Origin of the sequence: Anderseniella sp. Alg231-50, from assembly GCF_900149695.1 — a bacterium.
In the GTDB taxonomy this organism is placed as follows: Bacteria; Pseudomonadota; Alphaproteobacteria; order Rhizobiales; family Aestuariivirgaceae; genus Anderseniella.
The window spans coordinates 864,311-884,537 of the sequence record NZ_LT703003.1 but is presented as its reverse complement, the minus strand read 5'-3'; the positions used below and the strand labels follow the sequence as shown (position 1 = coordinate 884,537).

The following is a 20,227-nucleotide window of genomic DNA, read 5'->3' as shown; positions in this document are numbered from 1 at the left end:
GAGCCTCAGCAAACAGTTACCATCCAAGCAACGTAGTGCTCAGGAGAAGTCACCCAAACAAAAGCTCCGCAATGTGATGAATCACACATTCACCGGCTTGTTTCCGGCCTATGGTCTTCATCAACAACAAGATGACAAACAACAAAAATGGTTCCCCGGCCCCCCTGCCAAACAACCGGTCAACCAGCCATAAAAAGACTACCCGTCATCAGACCCGAGCAACGTACCTTGAGGTCTCTAGCGCCCGATCTTCCGGTCCCCTCCCTGCCGGAAATCGGGCGCAACGCTTTTAGGCGTCAGTTGCCGCCTCAGCGGATCTCGTAACCCCACTCCAGCGCCAGTTCGCATATGCCCTGCCAGAAACCTTCGGCGAAGCTGCGCAGGACGCTGAGCTCGAAACTGTCTGGCCCGGTACACGCGATCAGCACGCCGACATGGCCGATCTGGGTGGCGGCGCACATGCCGGATTTGAAAGATGTCGATCTCAGGTCGACCGCCGTGCCCTTGGTCAGCACATCGCGCGCCCTTGACCCTTCCATGCGCAGCACCGTGCGCCCGTGCGACTGGTCGGAGACCATCGCCAGCGTGCCGAGCTTTTTCTCCAGTTTTGAGGCCAGGCTGCCGGCGGCGGCGCCCGATGCCAGGGCCAGCCATTGGTCCGGCGCGCTTCCGTGAAGGCTCATGCCGCGCGCGGTGGCCGAGCCGCCCATGCCGGGCAGGTCCAGGCCGAAGTCCTTCTTGACTGCGGCAGCGAGCGCACGCGCCTTGCCCTTGGCCGCGATAACCGTGACCACCTCGCACGGATGCACCAGCGTCAGGGCCACGCCGGGACCTTCTTCCAGCGAGCGCCCGTAGCGGCCCGGCACGATCATGTCATCCAGTGCGGAAATCTGTGTCAGCATCTCAGCCATGGGCCTTCTCCTGTGCCGGATCAAAGAAAACGGGATCGCAGACTTCTGCCTCCATGTGGACATCGCGCAGGCCGTCCCACAGCATGACTTTCTGCCCGTGCCGTTCGCGCCCGTGCTTCAGCATGGCCAGCCCGATCCAGCTGTCCAGCATCGGCGAAAAGGCCACGGATGAGACATAACCCTGGTCGGTCTTCAGGCTGGGCTTGTCGCCCGGATTGACCAGGTGGCTGCCCGCCCGGAAGCGGTTGGCCGGGTTGAGCGGCTTGACGCCGACAAGCTGCTCGCGCTCCGGATCGTTAAGCCCGTCGCGCTCGCTCATCATGCGCCCGATATAGTCCTTCTTCTTCGACAGCATGCGCCCCATGCCGACATCGCCCGCCGTCACCCGGCCGTTGATCTCGTTGTGGGTGACAAAGCCCTTTTCGATGCGCATGGCGCTGAGCGCCTCCAGCCCGTACGGGCCGATGCCATACGGTTCACCCACATGCATGATGGCGTTGGCCACCGCCTCGCCATAGCCTGCCGGCACCGCCAGTTCATAGGCCAGTTCGCCGGAGAACGAGATGCGGAACAGCATGGCGGGTATGGAGCCCAGCACCTTGACCTGCCGCGCTGCCAGGAAGCCGAACGCCTCGTTGGAGATATCAGCATCGACGATCTTGCTAAGTACATCGCGCGCCTTGGGACCGGCAATGGCCATCTGCGCCCACTGGTCGGTCACCGAGGCGTACTGCACGTCAAGCTCCGGCCACAGTGCCTGGTGGGCAAACTCGATGTCGCGCATGGTGGCTGCCGCATGGCCGGTGGTCGTGGTCATGAAGTAATGGGTGTCCGACAGGCGGCTGGTGGTGCCGTCATCGCCGACGAAACCGTCCTCGCGCAGCATCAGGCCATAGCGCGCCTTGCCGACCGGCAGCTTGGCGAAGGCGTTGGAGTAAAGCCGGTTGATGAACTCGGTGGCGTCCTTGCCCTTGATGTCGATCTTGCCGAGCGTCGACACGTCACAGATGCCGACATGGGCGCGGGTGTTGAGCACCTCGCGCGTCATCGCCGCCAGCCAGTCGTCGCCTTCACGCGGGAACCAGCTCGAGCGGTACCACAGGCCGGTCTCGACGAACTCCGCGCCCAGGTCCGCCGCCCAGTTGTGCAAGGGCGACATGCGCACCGGCGCGAAATGCTCGCCCACGTGCTGGCCGCCGAGCGCCCCGAACGACACCGGCGTATAGAACGGCCGGAACGTGGTGGTGCCGATCTCGTGGATGTCCTTGCCCGTTGCCTCGGCCAGGATGCCGATGGCGTTGACATTGCCGAGCTTGCCCTGGTCGGTGGCCATGCCGGATGTCGTGTAGCGCTTGGCCAGCTCGATATGGTCATAGCCTTCCTGCGCCGCCAGCGGCAGATCTTTCGCGGTCACGTCGTTCTGGTAGTCGACGAACGGCTTGCCGGTGGACTGTTTGACCCACCATACCGGTGACGAGGTGTGCGAGGCGTCGTCCTTGGCTTTCGGCACAGGTGTCTTCTTCGTCCTGAAGCCGGCCAGCTTCGCCGCCTGTTCACCGCGCGCCGCGCCATCCGCCAGGCACTTGCCCAGCGACCAGACGGCATTTGCCGAACCCGCCGCGATGATCGCCGGATCGGTCTCAGGCGGCATGAAGCAATACTCATCCTCATCCCATGACGGCCTTGCGCCGCGATGACATGCCAGGTGCACCACCGGGCTCCAGCCGCCGGACATGGCCAGCGACTGGCACGGTATGGTTTCATGGCCGCGGCCCCGGTCGACCTCGATGCTCCGCATGCCGTGCTTGCCGCCATTGACATTGGTGACCACTGCACCGGTGAGAACCGGCACGCCGCCAGTCTCTATCTCGGGCGCATCGGGCCGCGCATCGATGATGGCTTCAACGTGCACGCCGTGAGCTTTCATGTCGCGCGCGGTGCGGTAGCCTGAATCGGATGAGGTGAACACGCACGCTGAACGGCCTGCCGCGACGCCGTACTGGTTGGCATAGGTGCGCATGGCCGATGCGGTCATCACGCCGGGCCGGTCATTGCCGCCGAACACGATCGGGCGTTCCTCGGCCCCGGTCGCCATCACGCAGGCCTTCGCCATGATGCGCCACAGCTTTTCCACCGGCACGTCATGGTCGGGCAGGGTCACATGTTTCTGCACCCGTTCCAGCGCGCCGAACACACCCTGGTCATAGGCACCGATCACTGTCGTGCGCGCCATGATGGTAACGTTGGGCATGGCGGCAAGTTCGGCCAGTGTGTCTGCGGCCCATTCATGGCCTTCCTGCCCCGCAATCTCGTCACGCTCGCGCAGCAGGGATCCGCCACAGGTGGCGTGCTCGTCGGCCAGGATGACACTGGCGCCGCTGCGAGCGGCCGACAATGACGCCATCAGGCCCGCCGGGCCGGAACCGACAACCAGCACGTCGCAATGGGCGTAGGCCTTTTCATAGCGGTCCGGATCGTCTTCATGGCTCAGGTGCCCGAGACCGGCGGCGCGCCGGATGATCGGCTCGTAGATGGCTTCCCAGAAGCGCTTCGGCCACATGAAGGTCTTGTAGTAGAAACCGGCCACGAAGAACGACGACGCGATGGAATTGATCGCGCCGAAATCCCGGTCCAGCGTCGGCCAGCGGTTCTGGCTTTTCGCGACCAGCCCGTCATACAGTTCCTGCATGGTGGCGCGGGTATTGGGCTCCAGGCGTCCGCCTTCGCCGATTTCCATCAGCGCATTCGGTTCTGCTGCGCCTGCGGTGATCACCGAGCGCGGCCGGTGGTACTTGAACGACCGGCCCATCAGCAACTGGCCGTTGGCCAGCAGTGCCGAGGCCAGCGTGTCGCCGGCATGGCCGGTCAGGTTCTTGCCATCAAAGCTGAAATCAATCACCGAACTGCGGTCGATCAGGCCGCCTTGATCAAAACGGAACGAGGTCATGCCTTTGCCCCCCGTGCTGTTTTGCGACTAGTCGCCTTGCGGGCAGGCGTTTTGCGTGCCGCAGTCTTGCGACCTGTCGTCTTGCGAGCCGGAGGGGTCGATGACCCCTTCCAGGTGTTGGCCGGGGTGACCGCGTAGATCTCGTGGCTCACCGTGTCGCGCTCGACCACCAGCCATTGCCGGCAGCCGCCGGTGTGGTGCCAGTGTTCGGCCGTGCGGCCGCGGACATTGTCGCGGATGTGCACATAGTCGTGCCACTTGTCCATGGTGCCGTCGCCGATGGTGTCCGGGCGCTGCTTCGAGGCATCGCCCTTGATGTAGAATTCGTCCGTGGTGCGCTGGCCGCAGAAGGGACAATTGATCAGATAAGCCATAACAATTCCCCTTAATGCAGGTTTGCCTGCGCACCGTGCGCGGTTTCGTCCATCACGTAGCCGGTGCGGAACCGGTCCAGCCGCATGGCCGAGTTCAGTTCGTGCGGCGCGTCATTGGCGATGGTGTGGGCAAAACACCAGCCCGATGCCGGGGTTGCCTTGAAGCCGCCATAGCACCAGCCGGCATTGAGATAGAGATTGTCGATATCCGTCTTGTCGATGATTGGCGAGCCGTCCATGGACATGTCCATGATGCCGCCCCACGAGCGCAGCACCCGGGCCCGTGACAGCGACGGCACCATCGCCAGCCCGCACTCGACCACGTGTTCCACCGTCGGCAGGTTGCCGCGCTGGGCATAGGAGTTGTAGCCGTCAATATCGCCGCCGAACACCAGCCCACCCTTGTCGGACTGTGAAATGTAGAAATGCCCGACCCCGTAGGTCACCACATTGTCGAGCCACGGCTTGATGCCTTCCGACACGAACGCCTGCAGCACGTGGCTTTCAATCGGCAGTTCCAGGCCGGCCATTTTCGCCACGGTGGTTGAGTTGCCGGCGGCAGCCAGGCCGATCTTCTTGCAGCCGATGAAGCCCTTGCTGGTTTCAACGCCGATGACTTTGCCTTTTTCGCGCCTGATGCCGGTGACCTCGCAATGCTGGATGACATCGACACCGCGCATGTCGGCGCCGCGGGCAAAGCCCCAGGCCACCGCGTCATGGCGCACCGTGCCGCCGCGCCGTTGCATCAGCCCGCCCATGATCGGGAAGCGGCCATTCTCGAAATTCAGAAACGGCACCAGGTCGCGCAGAGAGTGCTGGTCGAGGATTTCCGCATCCACGCCATGAATGCGCATGGCGTTGCCGCGCCGCACATAGGCGTCGCGCTGGCCGTCGGAGTGGAACAGGTTGATGACGCCGCGCTGCGAAACCATGGCGTTGAAATTAAAATCCTGCTCCAGGCCTTCCCACAACTGCAGTGATTTTTCGTAGAACGGGTTGTTGCCGGGCAACAGGTAGTTGGAGCGGATGATGGTGGTGTTGCGCCCGACATTGCCGCCGCCCAGATAGCCTTTTTCAAGCACTGCGACATTGGTGATGCCGTGCACCTTGGCCAGGTAGTAGGCGGTTGCCAGGCCGTGCCCGCCGCCGCCGACAATGATGACGTCGTATTCCGGCTTCGGATCGGGCGAGCGCCACGCGGGCTGCCAGTTCTTGTGGCCGGACCACGCATTGCGGGCCAGTGAGAAAATCGAATACTTCATGTCAGGCATCCGTTTCGGCTGTCGAGGACGATTTCAGCGAAAGTATAGGGGGCGGAAACGGAAAATCTGTTGTCTCTATGGGCCGTATACTTTACTCATAGCGACATGAGTTTGATGGACGCCTCATCGCCGCAAGTCTTTGCATTCCTGCTGGTGGACGGGTTTGCGCTGATGTCGTTTGCCTCGGCGGTCGAACCGCTGCGGGCCGCCAACACGCTGGCGGGCCGCGAACTGTACAAGACAATCTGCGTTTCCCATGACGGCAATCCGGTCACCTCTTCGGTTGGCACGGTGCAGCCGTGCGAGGCGGCGGTCGGCGACATGATCGACGCCAGCACGCTGTTCGTGTGCGCCGGCGGCAGGCCGTGGTCGTACGGTGACAAGAAGACGTTCGCCTGGCTGCGGCTGTTGTCGCGGCGCGGCGTGCGCATTGGCGGCGTATCGGGCGGGCCTTACGTGCTGGCGCGCTCCGGCATCATGGAAGGCCGCCACATGACCATCCACTGGGAGCATGCGCCGGCCTTGTCGGAGGAATATCCCGACCTGCTGCTGACCCGCTCGCGCTATATCATCGACCGCGACCGGGTCACCTGTGCCGGCGGCATTGCGGCGCTCGACATGATGCACGCCATCATTGCCGAGCAGCACGGCAAGGCGTTTGCCACGCAAGTGTCAGACTGGTTTCTGCATCGCGATGTGGCCCTGGCGACATCGCCGCAGCGCGCATCTTTGACCCAGCGCTACGGCATTCACCGGCAGGACGTGATCTATGCGCTGGAACTGATGGAGAGCAATATCGCGACACCGCTCGACCGCGCCGCCATCGCCAAGCGGGTCGGCCTGTCCACGCGCCAGATCGACAGGCTATTCGCCAGCCTGCTGGGGGCAAGCTTTGCCGATCATTACCGCACTTTGAGGCTTGAACGCGCCCGCAACCTTCTGATGCAGTCCACCTTGCCGATCACCGAGGTGGCACTGGCGTGTGGTTTCGCCAATGCCAGCCATTTCTCGCGTGCCTATTCGGCCAAGTTCGGCATCCCGCCGCGCCGCGACCGGGTGCAGGCCGGCAGGTTGTCAGCTCCGCTGGAGCAGGAGGCCTAATAGCGGAACGTCAGTCGCGGTAGCGCGACCGGTTGTAGCCGCGCGGGTCGCCGATACTGCTGGCATCGATATAGCAGCGTGCTTCACCCGGGCCGCCGCCGCGGCGAACCTGGTACACATCACGCCGGTACACCCGGCGGCAGGTTTCCCAGACATCTTCACCGCGAAACGCCCGCACATATACCCAGATGGCGGTGCGGCCCGCGTCGTTGGAAAACGATCCGGCCTGGGCAGGGGTTGAAGTACCCGGCAGGGCGGTAAAGGCGATTGCACCGGCGATACCTGCAAAGGCGAGGCTGTTTTTTATTGTAGTCATCATGACACTGTTCCTTTCAATTGCATTTTTGTTGTCGGTCAATGTACGAGCCCAATCGGATAACGTACCATTCACAACTATATCAGATTCCGGTGTTGGAAGTGTGTCTGCCTGCAAATGCGCGCCCGGATGCTGCACGCCGATGGTTGGGCGGATTACGGTCAGCCGGCACCAGCGATGCCTCAAACTGCTCGGTGACCCGGTCCCAGGAAAACGTCTTGGCGAAGTCTATGCAGTCCTGCCGGTCAAGCTTCAGTGCAGCGCTGATTGCGGTGGCCAGGTCATCATCGAGGACCCCGGCGCGTGGCGAGGTGATCACGTCGATGGGACCCTCGACCGGGAAGGCGGCCACCGGTACGCCACAGGCCAGCGCTTCCAGCATGACCAGCCCGAACGTGTCGGTCTTGCTGGGAAACACGAACACGTCAGCCGAAGACAATGTCCGGGCAAGATCATCGCCGGTGCGGTATCCGGTGAACACCGTATCCGGGTAGCGCTGTTTCAGCTCGGCAAGCTGCGGGCCGTCGCCGACCACCACCTTGGTTCCAGGCAGGTCTGTCTGCAAAAAAGCCTCGATGTTCTTTTCCACCGCCACCCGTCCGGCGCACAGCATGACCGGGCGGGCAAGGCCTTCAAACACGTCGCCTTGGTGCGGTTTGAACAGGTCGGTATCCACTCCGCGCGTCCAGGTTTTCAGGTTTGAAAACCCCAAATCCCCCAGCCTGCGGGTGACCGTCGGCGTCGGCACCAGTGTCGCGGCGGCAGGTGCATGAAACCGGCGCAGCAACGCATATGCCAGGCGCTCAAGTCCCGGTATAGGCAGCCGGTTGACCAGCATTTCGGGAAACCGCGAGTGAAAGCTGGTGGTGAACGCCATGTTGTGTTTGAGGCAGTGCCGCCGCGCCATCCAGCCGAGCGGGCCTTCGGTGGCGATGTGCACGCAGTCGGGCGCAAAGCCGGAGATCCGGCGGCTGACTTCGGCAGGCGTGACCAGTGCCAGCCGGATTTCAGGGTATGTCGGCATTGGAATGGTGCGGGCGCCGTCCGGCGTCAGGCACATCACCTCGTGGCCCTTGTCTTCCAGGCCCTGCATGGTGCGGGTAAGGGTGCGGACGACGCCGTTAACCTGCGGGTGCCAGGCGTCCGTTACCAGAAGTATGCGCATGTCTCTTCTCCGGTTCGCCCACACATATGGGGTTCGCGGCGCGCCAGTCCAAGAGCTCGAAGGTGCCGTCAAAATGTTCCACCAGCGCTGAACAGCTTTCCACCCAGTCGCCGTCATTGAGATATTCGATACCGTCAATGGTGCGCATTTCCGGCGTGTGCACATGGCCGCAGATGACCCCGTGCGCCTCGCGCCGCCGGGCTTCGCGCACCATGGCGTGCTCGAAATTGGACAGGAACTCGACCGCCTTTTTCACCCGGTTTTTCAGGTAGGCCGACAACGACCAGTACGGCCTGCCCAAAAGGCGCCGGACCTTGTTGAGCACGATATTGGTGGAGATCGCCACCTCGTAGGCATTGTCGCCCAGATAGGCCAGCCACTTGGCATATTTCACCACGCCGTCGAACTCGTCGCCGTGCATGACCAGGTAGCGCTTGCCGGTGGCCGAGATATGCATGTCGGTCAGCCGCACCGCCATGCGGCCGAACTGGGAGCCGGCGAAATCGCGGAAATTCTCGTCGTGGTTGCCGGGAATGTAGATCACGCGCGTGCCCTTACGCGCCTTGCGCAACAGCTTCTGAATGACGTCATTGTGCAGCTGGTCCCACTGCCAGGTTTTCTGCAGCGCCCAGTTGTCGACGATGTCGCCGACCAGGTACAGGGTTTCGGACTCGGTCACCCGCAGGAAGTCCAGGAGTAGCTCCGCCTGGGCCCGCTTGGTGCCGAGGTGGAAATCCGAAATCCAGATGGCGCGGTACCGGGAGGACCGTGGTTTTGGCGAGTGGACGTTCACGGGATCATCGCATGTATGAAATTGATCTCGTCACTGTTGTCCGCTTTCTCAGGGGGCTTTTGGACTGAAGGGACCGGGTCTTTCGACACCACGATCAGCACTGCATAGCCGCCGGCCAGCTTGCGGGCGCTGGCGGTCAGTCCGCGCCGTTTGGCCAGCGTCTCGACGATGCTCGCCATGCCGGCGCGCGGTTCCACATGGAATTTGGCCAGCCATTTCAGCATCAGCGCGCGGGCAAAGCCGGGCCAGCGTTCCATTTCGCCGAAATCGACAATGTGCAGGCGGCCGTCGGGGCTGAGTTGGTCGAGCGCATTCAAAAAGGCGCGCTGCCAGTCCGGCACCATGGACAGGCTGTAGGAGAACAGCACGCGCTGAAAACCGCCGACCTGGAACGCCCGGCGGGCGTCGAACTTCTCCGCGTCCCCCGCCACGGTGAAGATGCGCCCGTCAACCCCGGCTTTTGCCGCCTTGGCGCTTGCCGTCTTCAGCATCTGGGATGAGATATCGAACCCGTAAAACAGTGCCTGCGGGTTGGCGCGCGCCGCCAGCACCAGGTTGCGCCCCGTGCCACAGCCGATTTCCAGCACCCGCGCGCCGTCGGGAATGTCCAGCGTGTCGAGCAGCGTGTCGCGGCCGAACAGATAGTATTTCCGGGTCAGGTCATAGATGTAGCGCTGGTAGCGGTAGACATCGTCCATGGTGCGGGCATGGCGGGTGGCGACAAGCGTCTGGCTGTGCTGCTTCATGGGCGCAACTCGTAGAGGTGAAAGCCGCCATAGATCGCCGAGCGGTCGCGGGCGGTGTGGCGCCTGGAGGCGGCCTTGCCGTAGGCCCAGCGGTCCAGCACGGACGGCGCTACGCGCCCCTCCAGCGGCGAGGTGCGTGCGGCGGTGCGGAAGATGATGCGCGCGCCCGGTGCGGCAGCGCGCGTGGCCGCCGCCCACAGGGCGTTGAGCTGGTCGTTTGACATCCAGTCCTGCGCGTCCAGCAGCACGATCCGATCGACGCTTTGAGGCTGTGCTTCGGCCAGCACGTCGGTCACCGACCGGTTGTGGGCGCTGACCCGGTCAATGCGGTCGCGCAAGGCGCCCCAGTTTTCCGCATCCAGGTAGGGCGGCAGCGCCATGCCATCCTGGCCGCCGGCCGGCGGGCTTGCATAGCTGCGGCCGAACGCCTGGCGGGCGAAATAGTTTTCCGACAGGGGAAAGTCGCAAGCCAGCTTGCCGAGCCGTTCGCGCAGCACGTCGGCCATGTGGCGGCCTTCGGCCAGCTCGGTGTACTGGGCCGGTGGTATGCCGAGGCCGTACAGCGACATCGGCGACGAGGTCAGCCAGCGGATCAGCCGCTTGTCGAACAGCGGTGACAGTTTTTCGGCAAAGAACCAGCGCTGTTCGTCCAGCGTTTTTGAGGCCATGATATCGGCCGGATTGACGCCATGAAGACGCGCCGCCAGGTGCGCGGCGGAGATGAAGCGCCCGAGCAGGCCGTGGCGATAAAAGTTGCCGGCAAACAGTTCTATGCGCGGGCCCGCAAGCGTGCGCTCGCCCGACCAGTAGTGCCGTGCCTCGTCATCCAGCCGGTGCGCCAGCAACTGGTCGTACAGCTCGACGTTCAGCGGGCTGCCGCTGCCGGCGAAAAACCGCGCGAAATCCTCGTGCGCCAGCAGGTGCTTGATCGCCGCCTGTTTGAGTTTCAACAAAGACAGGTGCGCCTGGTTCAGGTCCACCGCGGTAATCCGCGCCGGGTCGGCGGTAAGGTAGGACAGCACATTGCAGCCGCCCGACGTGATCGCCACCACATGATGGCCCGGCTCGATCGCCATGGCGTCCATGTCGACAACCGGGTCTTCCCAGATCTGCGGATAGACCAGCCCCTCAAACACAAACGCAAACAGGCGCTCCAGCACCCCTTGCCGCGAGGCCTTGGAGCTGCGAAACACCGCCTGCTTCAAAGGTGTCGTTGAGGCGGCGCCTGTGTGAGTGGCGGTATCTAAAACGTCGTCCTGCATGACAGCCCCGAAACAGTGTTCCTGAGGCTGCTGGGTAAGCCGAGTCGATAACCGCTACGCTACAGTGTGGTGACAAGTTGATGACGGTGGGGGTGGTTGATCTGCAATTCTCAACGGAGCAAACTTAATTATCAGTTGACTGTTAATCGTGCCAAATGAGACTTCGTGTGGTATTTGATTCTGTTATTCGTTGGTTTTCATTTGCAGACGAAACCGGCTTCAACTGTAAACTAGGCGCGATAATTTGAAATTTTCAAAGACATGCTTGTAATTGATAACATCAATCAAATCTTTGGTGACGATCTCAAAACCAAATTGATTCCAGGTGCTAAGCTAAGAGTCGCAGCCGCAAATTTCTCGATGTTCGCCTATGAAGTTCTTAAGGATGAACTCGAAAAAGTAGATGAATTACAGTTCATTTTCACCTCCTCGACGTTCACACCTTCCCAGCAAACTGATAGTAACAAGCGGGCGCATCGTGAATTCGAAATTCCTAAGTTGAACCGAGAGCGCGGCTTGTACGGAACCGAGTACGAGGTTCATCTCAAAAATCAACTAACGCAGCGCGCGATTGCCCGTGAATGTGCGGACTGGATTAGGCGCAAGGCGAAGTTCAAGAGCAACCGCACACGTTCGACCATGCAGCAATTCGCCTTTACAGAGACAATTGATGGGGCAACAGTCTATTCCGGAATTCAAGGCTTCTCAGTTGCAGATCTTGGGTACACCCAAGGCAATGCAGTTTCCAATTTCGTAAATCGAAACGATGATGCCGCGACAACTGGTGTCTACGTCAAACTGTTCGAGCAAGTTTGGAACGATGCCGATAGGGTCGAGGACGTCACAGAGCGTCTTTGCGAACATATTGCGTCGATCTATCGCGAGAATTCGCCGGAACGAATTTACTTTCTTATGCTCTTCAATGTATTCAATGAGTTCCTTGAGGACATTAATGAAGATGTGCTGCCCAACGAGATGACTGGCTATCAGGACTCGGTTGTCTGGAACACTCTCTACAACTTCCAACGTGATGCAGCTGTTGGGCTGATCAATAAACTTGAAACCTTTAACGGCTGCATACTCGCTGACAGCGTCGGCCTCGGCAAAACCTTCACCGCACTGGCTGTCGTCAAATACTACGAATTGCGAAACAAGTCCGTCCTGGTGCTTTGTCCAAAAAAGTTGGCTGACAACTGGCTCACCTACAACAAGAACCTCAAGACTAATATCCTGGCGGCAGACCGGCTCAACTACGATGTCTTGTGTCACACTGATCTGCAACGCGAAACCGGCGAGTCCTTTGGTATTCGATTGAACGAGGTAAACTGGGGTAATTACGATCTTGTTGTTATCGATGAGTCTCACAATTTCCGAAATAATGATGCCGTAAAAGACCGCGAGACCCGGTACGAGAAGTTGCTCAATCAGGTCGTGCGCGCGGGTGTCAAAACGAAGGTTCTCATGCTTTCCGCTACACCAGTGAATAATCGGTTCAACGATTTAAAGAACCAGCTGGCGCTGGCTTATGAGGACGAACCAGAACGTCTGAACCAGAAGTTGAAAACCAGCAAAGGTATCGACGAGATTTTCCGGCGCTCACAGGCTGCGTTTAACGAGTGGTCAAAGCTGCCCCCAGAAGATCGCACCGCAGAAGCGATACTCGAGGCGCTTGATTTCGACCTCTTCGAACTGCTCGATAGCGTCACCATTGCACGCTCGCGAAAGCACATCACCACCTATTACGATACCGCGGAGATTGGCCAATTTCCTAAGCGCCTTAAGCCGATCTCTCATCACTGCAAGCTGTCAGAGCGACCGGACACACCACAGTTCAATGAAATCTACAAGGACCTCACTCAACTCCACCTCGCGGTCTACGCGCCGATTAAATACGTCCTGCCGAGCCGCCTGCAAAAGTATGAAGAACTCTACGACACAAAGGTGAGTAGCGGCGGTTCTGCACTACGCCAGGCAGATCGCGAGAAAGCCTTGCAGGCTTTGATGACAACGAACTTGCTCAAGCGGCTTGAAAGTTCTGTGGAAGCGTTCCGCATCACGCTGGGTCGTCTGAATGATCTCTATTCAAGCACGCTTGGCCACATCGAAACTTTCGAGAGTTCTGGTGAGGCAGCAAACATTGGTGACCTAACCGATATCATTGAAGGCATGGAGCCGGACGAGGACGATCTCACCGAGATTGATCCATCAACAACCGGCGGGAAGGTTCAGATTGATTTCGCAGATATGGACCTGCCAACTTGGAAGGCGGAACTGTCAGCAGATCAGGCAATCGTTTCGGCGCTTCTCGAAAGTCTTGGCCACATAAAGCCAGAAGATGACTTCAAGTTGCAACATTTGCTACAACGCTTGTCGGAGAAAGTCGATGAACCGATCAATTCCGGTAATCACAAGGTACTTGTTTTTACGGCCTTCGCCGATACGGCAAACTACCTCAACGAACATGTCGCAGAACATATCTCGGTAAAACATCAGCGCCACACGGCTTGCGTCTCTGGTTCCAGCGCACCAAAATCGACTTTGAAAAATCACTATGATTTCCAATCGATTTTGACGCTGTTTTCACCGCAATCCAAAAAGAAAAGCCTGCTGTTGCCGGAGGAACCGGAAGAAATCGATATTCTGATCGGCACCGATTGCATTTCGGAAGGTCAGAACCTTCAAGACTGCGATATGGTGATCAACTATGACATACACTGGAATCCCGTTCGCATCATTCAGCGCTTTGGCCGCGTGGATCGTATTGGTTCTTCTAATGATCAAATCCAGTTGGTGAACTACTGGCCTGACATTTCTCTGGATGAATACATCAATCTCAAGGAGCGGGTCGAAAACCGCATGGTTATTGCGGATGTGTCGGCAACTGGCGATGACAATGTGTTGAGTGCCAAGGCGAACGATATTTCATACAGGCGCGAACAGCTGCGCCGGATGCAGGATGAGGTCATAGAATTGGAAGACGTGCGGCAAGGCATTTCGATCACAGACCTTGGCTTGAATGACTTCCGCATGGACCTCGTGAACTATGTCAAAGCACGAGGCGATATGAACGGCGTCCCAAATGGGATGCACGCCGTCGTTCCCGCAATGCCATCCTTGGGTCTGGAGCCCGGCGTGATCTTCACGCTTCGAAACATCAAGGCAGGCAGCGAGATCAATCGGCAGAACCGGCTTCACCCGTTCTATCTTGTCTACATCAGCGAAGCCGGTGAGATCATTTCAGACCACACCCAAGTCAAGCACCTGCTTGATCTTGCGCGGTCAGCTTGCCGTGGAGTTTCGGAGCCGGTCAAAGCGTTTTACGAGCCGTTTAATAAGGAAACGCAGGACGGACGGCGAATGCAGAAATATTCTGCGCTTCTCGACCAGGCGATACGCTCGATGATCGATGTGAAAGAGGAAAAAGACATTGAAAGTTTGTTTTCCGGTGGAGCCACTACTGCGCTAACGGATACCATCGAAGGTCTAGATGACTTCGAACTCGTTGCCTTTATTGTCGTGAGGACGCTTCAGTGAGCGGATTGTTTCAATATCCGACAAACACGCTTTTCAACAAGGTAGTACCGAAGTCTAGGATAACCGCTAATTCCCGACCCACAGGAACTGTCAGGGAGCAGTTGACCGATCAGGTGGCGCAAATTATCTGGAAACACAAACTATTCCCCAAGGCGCTCAATTTGTCCTCCACCGAAGCTGTACCGGAAATTCAGATATTTGAAGTGGTTTTGAAGGGCGATGAAATATCGGAAGGTGTTTTGAGGCTTGTCGATCGGGCGATTGCTTTCCCCATCATCTTCGAATTGCATCGTGCAGAGCAACTCTGTGTTTCAGCGGCATACAAGCGGCCCAGCGAGGCTGACAGAATGAAATGGATGGTGGGCGATTATTTTCGCGGCGACTGGCTACCGGTTGATACGCAGCGGGCACCGCTGCCAATGGCGCTCAATCTCGGTACGCTCTACCGCGAGATGCTGCAAGTGCTAATGCCGCATGTGCCGTTTCCCGGCGAAACGATGGATGCGTTCGCGGACCGTGTCACTGCGATTGCGGTGAAGGAACGAACTTGTGACAAGCTGAAGGCTGCGATGGCGCGGGAGAAACAATTCAACCGGCGGGTGGAACTCAATAAAAGACTGCGGCAGGCCGAAGCAGAATTGGTAGTGCTGGAAACGCCGCCGGATGAAACAACAAGAAGATTGGAGCGAAGCCTGTGAGCGATGAGATCGAATATGGCGACGAAAGCGGGCTGGAAAAGCTGGACTTGACCACGCCGAACTTCACCGATCAAAACATCCAGCGCATTGCGGACCTGTTTCCTAATGTGGTGACGGAAGGCCGCGACGACGATGGCAATGTGAAACACGTCATCGATTTCGATGCGCTGAAACAGGAATTGTCGGACAATATCGTCGAAGGACCGCAAGAGCGCTATCACCTCAACTGGCCGGGCAAGAAGAAGGCCATGCTGGCCGCCAATGCGCCGATCAACAAGAGCCTGCGCCCCTGCCGCCAGGAGAGCGTCGACTTCGACACTACGAAGAACCTTTTCATCGAAGGCGACAATCTAGATGCCTTAAAGCTCTTGCAAGAAACCTATCTCGGCAAGGTCAAGTTGATCTACATCGATCCGCCCTATAACACCGGCAAGGACTTCATCTACAGGGACAATTTCACGGCTGACAAGGACCAGTATCTTGAAGAAAGCGGTCAGCGGGATGAGGAAGGCGGACGGCTGGTTGCCAATCCTGAAAGTAATGGACGGTACCATTCAGACTGGCTGTCGATGATGTACCCAAGACTGAAGTTGGCGCGAAATTTACTACGAGACGATGGGGTTATTTTCATCTCTATTGATGATGGCGAGGTTTCAGCCCTTCAAAAGATGTGTGAGGAGTTGTTTGGGAGTGGAAATTTTGTGGCAAACATTGTTTGGCAAAAGAAATACTCTCCCCAAAATGACGCTACTTATTTCAGCGATATGCATGATCATATATTGGTTTTTGCGAAAAATAGGCGGGATAAAAAATCTGACACGACAGGTTGGAACATCGATCTACTGCCTCGAACCGAAGAACAGAACGCAAGATATACAAATAGAGATGATGATCCGCGTGGTGTTTGGAAAGCTGGTGACGCATCTGTAAAATCTTACTCAGCTTCCTATGACTACGAAATTATCACACCATCAGGCCGCGTTGTTCGTCCACCAAATGGACGTTGTTGGTTCACCTCCAAAGAAAATATGAAAAACTTGATGGAACAGGGCAGGATATGGTTTGGGGAAGATGGATCAAACGTTCCAGCAATAAAACAATATCTGACGGACGTGAAAGACGGACGAGTTCCCACTACTTGGTGGACCTACGAAGAGTGCGGCCATAATCAGGAGGCCAAAAAAGAAGTAAACTCATTACTACCAGAATATGCTGGAGTCTTTGACACACCAAAGCCGATTCGGCTGATGAAGAGAATTTTGGAGCTTTCAACAAAAGAAGACTCTGACGCGTTGATTATGGACTTTTTTGTTGGCAGCGCTTCGTTGCCACATGCGGTCCAAGAATTCAATTCCATTGATAGTGGCAAGAGGACTTGCATTTCGGTTCAAATCTCCGAAAAGATTCAGGACACCGAATTGGACTCAATTGCTGACCTGTCTAAAGAACGCATACGCCGCGCAGGCACCAAAATTCTCGAAGAATACCCTGACCTAGCCGGCAAACTCGACGTCGGCTTTCGCGCTCTGAAAATCGACTCCTCCAACATGACTGATGTTTGGCATTCGCCTGAAAGAGTTAGCCAGGACGACCTTCTTTCACAAGTCAGCAATATTAAGCCGGATCGCACCAGCGAGGATCTGTTGTTTCAGGTGCTGCTCGATTGGGGTGTCGATCTGACCTTGCCGATTTCCTGTGAGAGCATGCAGAGCAAAGAAGTGTTCTTCGTCGATGACAACGCGCTGGCCGCCTGTTTTGAAACTGGGATTTCCGAGGCTCTGGTGAAGCAAATCGCCGAGCGTGAGCCGCTGCGGGTTGTCTTCCGCGATGGTGGGTTCGATTGTGACGCAACCAAGATCAACGCAGAGCAGTTGTTCAAGCACTTGTCGCCGCACACCGAAGTGAAGGTGATCTGACCATGGGTCGCCAGAACTTCAAGGTTATGGCCTATCAGACCAATGCGGTGAACGCGGCGGTGGGTTGCTTCGAAGGTCAACCACACCGAACCGGATTTGAGTATCGCGTTGACCCCGGTAGGCAGGTCGCTGTGCAAGGCAGGCTTTCGCTCGATGAGGATGTTACGGGTCACCGCAACCCTGCGCTCTCGCTGGATGAGACGGCGATCTTTGACAACATTCAGTTCGTGCAGCGGCGGCAGAATCTGCCGCTTTCCGAAACGCTTGTGAAGAACAGGGTCGCGCCGATCAATCTCGACGTGGAAATGGAAACCGGCACCGGCAAGACATATTGCTATATCAAGACAATGTTCGAAATGAACAGGCGGTACGGCTGGTCAAAGTTTATCGTGGTCGTGCCGAGCATCGCGATTCGTGAAGGTGTGAAGAAAACCTTCGAAGATACCGCCGACCACTTCCTTGCTGACTACGGAAAACGGGCGCGGTTCTTCATCTATTCGTCCAAGAATCTGCACCAGGTCGAAAGCTTTGCGTCCGACGTGGGCATCAACGTGATGATCATCAATGTGCAGGCTTTCAACGCCTCCGGCACCGGCGGAAAGGATGCGCGGCGCATTTTCAGCGAATTGGATGAATTCCAGTCGCGTCGGCCGATTGATGTTATTCGCGCAGTGCGCCCCATTCTCATTCTCGATGAACCTCAAAAAATGGAAGGGGCGGCGACGCAAAGGAAGTTAGAAGAGTTCGACGCCATGATGCTGCTGCGCTACTCGGCCACCCACAATACGACGCATAACCTCATCCACCGCCTAGACGCGCTGGACGCTTATAATCAAAAGCTGGTCAAAAAGATTGCGGTGCGTGGCATCTCCGTTCGAGGGCTGCCCGGAACGGACGCCTATCTCTATTTGGAGAGCATTGAGGTCTCCAAATCCAAGCCACCCGTTGCGCGGTTGGAACTCGAGATAAAGCAGCAGAACGGCATAAGGCGTCAGTTTCGCAAGATTTCTAAGGGCGACAATCTTTTCGTCCTGTCGAACGAACTTGAAGAATACCGTGATCGGTTCATTGTGACGGACATTGATGCGAAAACCAACACGATCACCTTTGAAAATGGCCATGAGATAGACGCTGGTGAAGCGATCAACGACCAAAACGAAATGGCGCTGCGGCGCATTCAAATCCGTGAGACGATCAAGGCGCATTTTGAAAAAGAACGCAGCCTGCACGCCAGGGGCATCAAGGTTTTGTCACTCTTTTTCATCGATGCCGTCGCCAACTATCGCCAGTACGATGAGAATGGTGATCAGGTGAAGGGCGATTACGCAAAAATATTTGAAGAAGAGTATGCCAAGGCCCTGGACGCCGAGGGATTGTTGGCCGACCCCGCCTACAAAGCCTATATCGACAATGTCGGGCGGGACGTTTCCAAGACCCACAACGGCTATTTCTCGATTGACAAGAAGAAACTTGTTGATCCGACCGTAAAGAAGACCGGCGAAATGAAGGGCGAAAGCGACGACACAGACGCTTACGACCTGATTTTGAAGGACAAGGATCGGCTGCTTTCCTTGAATGAGCCGACGCGTTTTCTGTTCTCTCATTCCGCGCTGCGGGAAGGGTGGGACAATCCAAATGTCTTCGTGATCTGCACCTTGAAATATTCCGACAATCAGATCGGACGCCGTCAGGAAGTTGGCCGTGGCTTGCGCATCTGCGTTAATCGCGAAGGCGACCGACAGGATCATCCGGCGATTGTCCACGACATCAATGTGCTGACTGTGGTAGCCAATGAAAGCTACGAGGAATTCGTTAAAGGCTTTCAGAAAGAACTGCGTGAAGGTTTGGCGTCGCGCCCGAGAAAGGCCACGGAAGACTATTTCCTTGGCAAGGTGTTGCTGGATGGCGATGAAGAAATCGCCATCGACGCTGCGATGGCAAAGACACTTTACCGGTACCTTCTTAAAAATGATTACACGGACGACGATGACCACATCACAGATGAGTACCATCGCGCGAAACAAGATGATGACCTGGCCGCACTGCCGGATGCGTTGGCACCTTACGCTGCTCAAGTTTTTGGCCTGGTAGACAGTGTGTTCTTGGACGCTGCCGGACCAGACATCAGCAACGACAGAAAGGGGCAAATCAACAATTTGAACGACAACTTCCATAAAAAGGAATTTCAGGCGCTGTGGGGGCGGATCAACAAAAAAGCCGCCTATAAGGTTGAGTTTGATACCGCCGAGTTGATCGAGAAATGCGTTAAGACGGTTGATAAGGAACTCAACGTTTCAAAGATGCAGTATGTGATTAAAAGCGGCGAACAGGCTGACCAACTCACATATGATAGTGTCCAAGGAGGAACTAGCTTCGGTTTGCGTGAAACGGAATCTGACTATGAGTCAGCGCCGGTCTCAGTTGGCGTCAGATATGATCTGATTGGCAAAATTACAGAAAACACGAAGCTTACCAGACGAACAATAACCGACATTTTGCGTGGTATAAATATTGCTAAGTTCGGTACATACAAATTAAACCCCGAAGCGTTCATCGGTGACGTCTCGCGATTGGTGAATGAACAGAAAGCCACGATGGTGATTCAGCACCTCCGCTACAACATGTTGCATGAAACTTTCGGTGTTGAAATCTTCACGCAAGACAAAACGCCGCGTGATCTTTCCAAGGCGATGTCGGCAAACAACCACGTGTACGACTATGTGGTGACCGATTCGGGCAAAGAACTGGCTTTTGCCGAGAATCTGGACATCAGTTCCGAAGTGGTCGTTTATGCCAAGCTCCCGAATGGGTTTTTCATACCGACGCCGGTAGGGGACTACAATCCGGACTGGGCAGTTGCTTTCAAAGAAGGGGATGTGAAGCACATTTATTTCGTGGCCGAGACCAAAGGTTCAATGTCATCTATGCAGTTGCGGGAAATTGAGAAAAGCAAGATTGAATGTGCTCGGCAGTTCTTTATGGATGTTGTCGATGATGGTGTGAAATACGATGTTGTGGACACCTATGAGCGGTTGCTGGATATCGTAAAAGCAGCTTAGCGCATTGATAGAATGAAAACATGTGCTCAAAACGGACACATGAAACCTGGCGCACCCGAGAGGATTCGAACCTCTGACCTCTGCCTTCGGAGGGCAGCGCTCTATCCAGCTGAGCTACGGGTGCAAATGCCGGTTGAATGGTT

Annotated in this window: 13 protein-coding genes, 1 tRNA gene and 1 pseudogene; 5 read left to right on the top strand and 10 right to left on the bottom strand. The window is 57.1% G+C overall.

Translation table 11 applies throughout. The features are described from left to right. Positions 1–308 precede the first annotated feature (308 nt). The 4 genes and pseudogenes from DHN55_RS04205 to DHN55_RS04190 all read right to left on the bottom strand — a co-directional run bounded on the left by DHN55_RS04205 (position 309) and on the right by DHN55_RS04190 (position 5,494). The gene (locus DHN55_RS04205; RefSeq protein WP_337659910.1) at positions 309–911 is read right to left on the bottom strand and encodes a sarcosine oxidase subunit gamma; all 603 of its coding nucleotides are present in this window, start codon (positions 909–911) and stop codon (positions 309–311) included. Next, complete coding sequence (locus DHN55_RS04200) at positions 904–3,858, bottom strand: sarcosine oxidase subunit alpha family protein (RefSeq protein WP_108880114.1); 2,955 nt, start codon at positions 3,856–3,858, stop codon at positions 904–906. The genes DHN55_RS04205 and DHN55_RS04200 overlap by 8 nt, the downstream gene beginning before the upstream one ends. A gap of 92 nt (positions 3,859–3,950) precedes the next feature. Continuing rightward, positions 3,951–4,232 (bottom strand): annotated as a pseudogene (locus tag DHN55_RS04195) (sarcosine oxidase subunit delta); the annotation flags it as partial. Between the two features lie 11 nt (positions 4,233–4,243). Further along, positions 4,244–5,494: a sarcosine oxidase subunit beta family protein gene (locus DHN55_RS04190; protein ID WP_108881694.1), complete on the bottom strand. Its 1,251-nt coding sequence runs from the start codon at positions 5,492–5,494 to the stop codon at positions 4,244–4,246. A 105-nt stretch (positions 5,495–5,599) separates the two neighbouring features. On the opposite strand from DHN55_RS04190, the gene DHN55_RS04185 reads away from it, so the two are divergent. Next, positions 5,600–6,595, top strand: a complete 996-nt coding sequence (locus DHN55_RS04185; RefSeq protein ID WP_108880112.1) for a helix-turn-helix domain-containing protein — start codon at positions 5,600–5,602, stop codon at positions 6,593–6,595. Positions 6,596–6,605: 10 nt separating this feature from the next. Here DHN55_RS04185 and DHN55_RS04180 read toward each other — a convergent pair whose 3' ends face one another. The 5 genes from DHN55_RS04180 to DHN55_RS04160 form a co-directional block, all read right to left on the bottom strand. Next, a complete protein-coding gene (locus DHN55_RS04180; RefSeq protein WP_337659909.1) occupies positions 6,606–6,914 on the bottom strand; it encodes a hypothetical protein in 309 nt (102 codons plus the stop codon). A gap of 79 nt (positions 6,915–6,993) precedes the next feature. Next, entirely contained in the window at positions 6,994–8,076 is a 1,083-nt protein-coding gene (locus tag DHN55_RS04175) for a glycosyltransferase (protein ID WP_108880110.1), read from the bottom strand. After that, complete coding sequence (locus DHN55_RS04170; RefSeq protein WP_108880109.1) at positions 8,033–8,869, bottom strand: metallophosphoesterase; 837 nt, start codon at positions 8,867–8,869, stop codon at positions 8,033–8,035. The genes DHN55_RS04175 and DHN55_RS04170 overlap by 44 nt, the downstream gene beginning before the upstream one ends. Then, entirely contained in the window at positions 8,866–9,615 is a 750-nt protein-coding gene (locus DHN55_RS04165; RefSeq protein ID WP_108880108.1) for a methyltransferase domain-containing protein, read from the bottom strand. Before DHN55_RS04165 ends, DHN55_RS04170 begins: the two co-directional genes overlap by 4 nt. After that, positions 9,612–10,877: a DUF3419 family protein gene (locus DHN55_RS04160; protein WP_108880107.1), complete on the bottom strand. Its 1,266-nt coding sequence runs from the start codon at positions 10,875–10,877 to the stop codon at positions 9,612–9,614. Before DHN55_RS04160 ends, DHN55_RS04165 begins: the two co-directional genes overlap by 4 nt. Before the next feature lie 261 nt (positions 10,878–11,138). On the opposite strand from DHN55_RS04160, the gene DHN55_RS04155 reads away from it, so the two are divergent. From DHN55_RS04155 to DHN55_RS04140, 4 genes are read left to right on the top strand one after another with little or no spacing between them, the layout of a single operon-like run. Further along, positions 11,139–14,411, top strand: coding sequence for a helicase-related protein (locus tag DHN55_RS04155; RefSeq protein WP_108880106.1), 3,273 nt, complete (start codon positions 11,139–11,141; stop codon positions 14,409–14,411). Further along, on the top strand, positions 14,408–15,109 hold the full coding sequence (locus DHN55_RS04150; protein WP_337659908.1) for a DUF4391 domain-containing protein: 702 nt from the start codon (positions 14,408–14,410) through the stop codon (positions 15,107–15,109). Before DHN55_RS04155 ends, DHN55_RS04150 begins: the two co-directional genes overlap by 4 nt. Further along, positions 15,106–17,025 carry a site-specific DNA-methyltransferase gene (locus DHN55_RS04145; RefSeq protein WP_337659907.1) on the top strand — a complete coding sequence of 640 codons (1,920 nt, stop codon included), beginning with the start codon at positions 15,106–15,108 and terminating at the stop codon, positions 17,023–17,025. Before DHN55_RS04150 ends, DHN55_RS04145 begins: the two co-directional genes overlap by 4 nt. A gap of 2 nt (positions 17,026–17,027) precedes the next feature. Then, positions 17,028–20,084, top strand: a complete 3,057-nt coding sequence (locus tag DHN55_RS04140; RefSeq protein ID WP_108880104.1) for a restriction endonuclease — start codon at positions 17,028–17,030, stop codon at positions 20,082–20,084. Positions 20,085–20,131: 47 nt separating this feature from the next. On the opposite strand, the gene DHN55_RS04135 is transcribed toward DHN55_RS04140, so the two are convergent. Further along, positions 20,132–20,208 (bottom strand) — tRNA-Arg (locus DHN55_RS04135). Between the last annotated feature and the right edge of the window lie 19 nt (positions 20,209–20,227).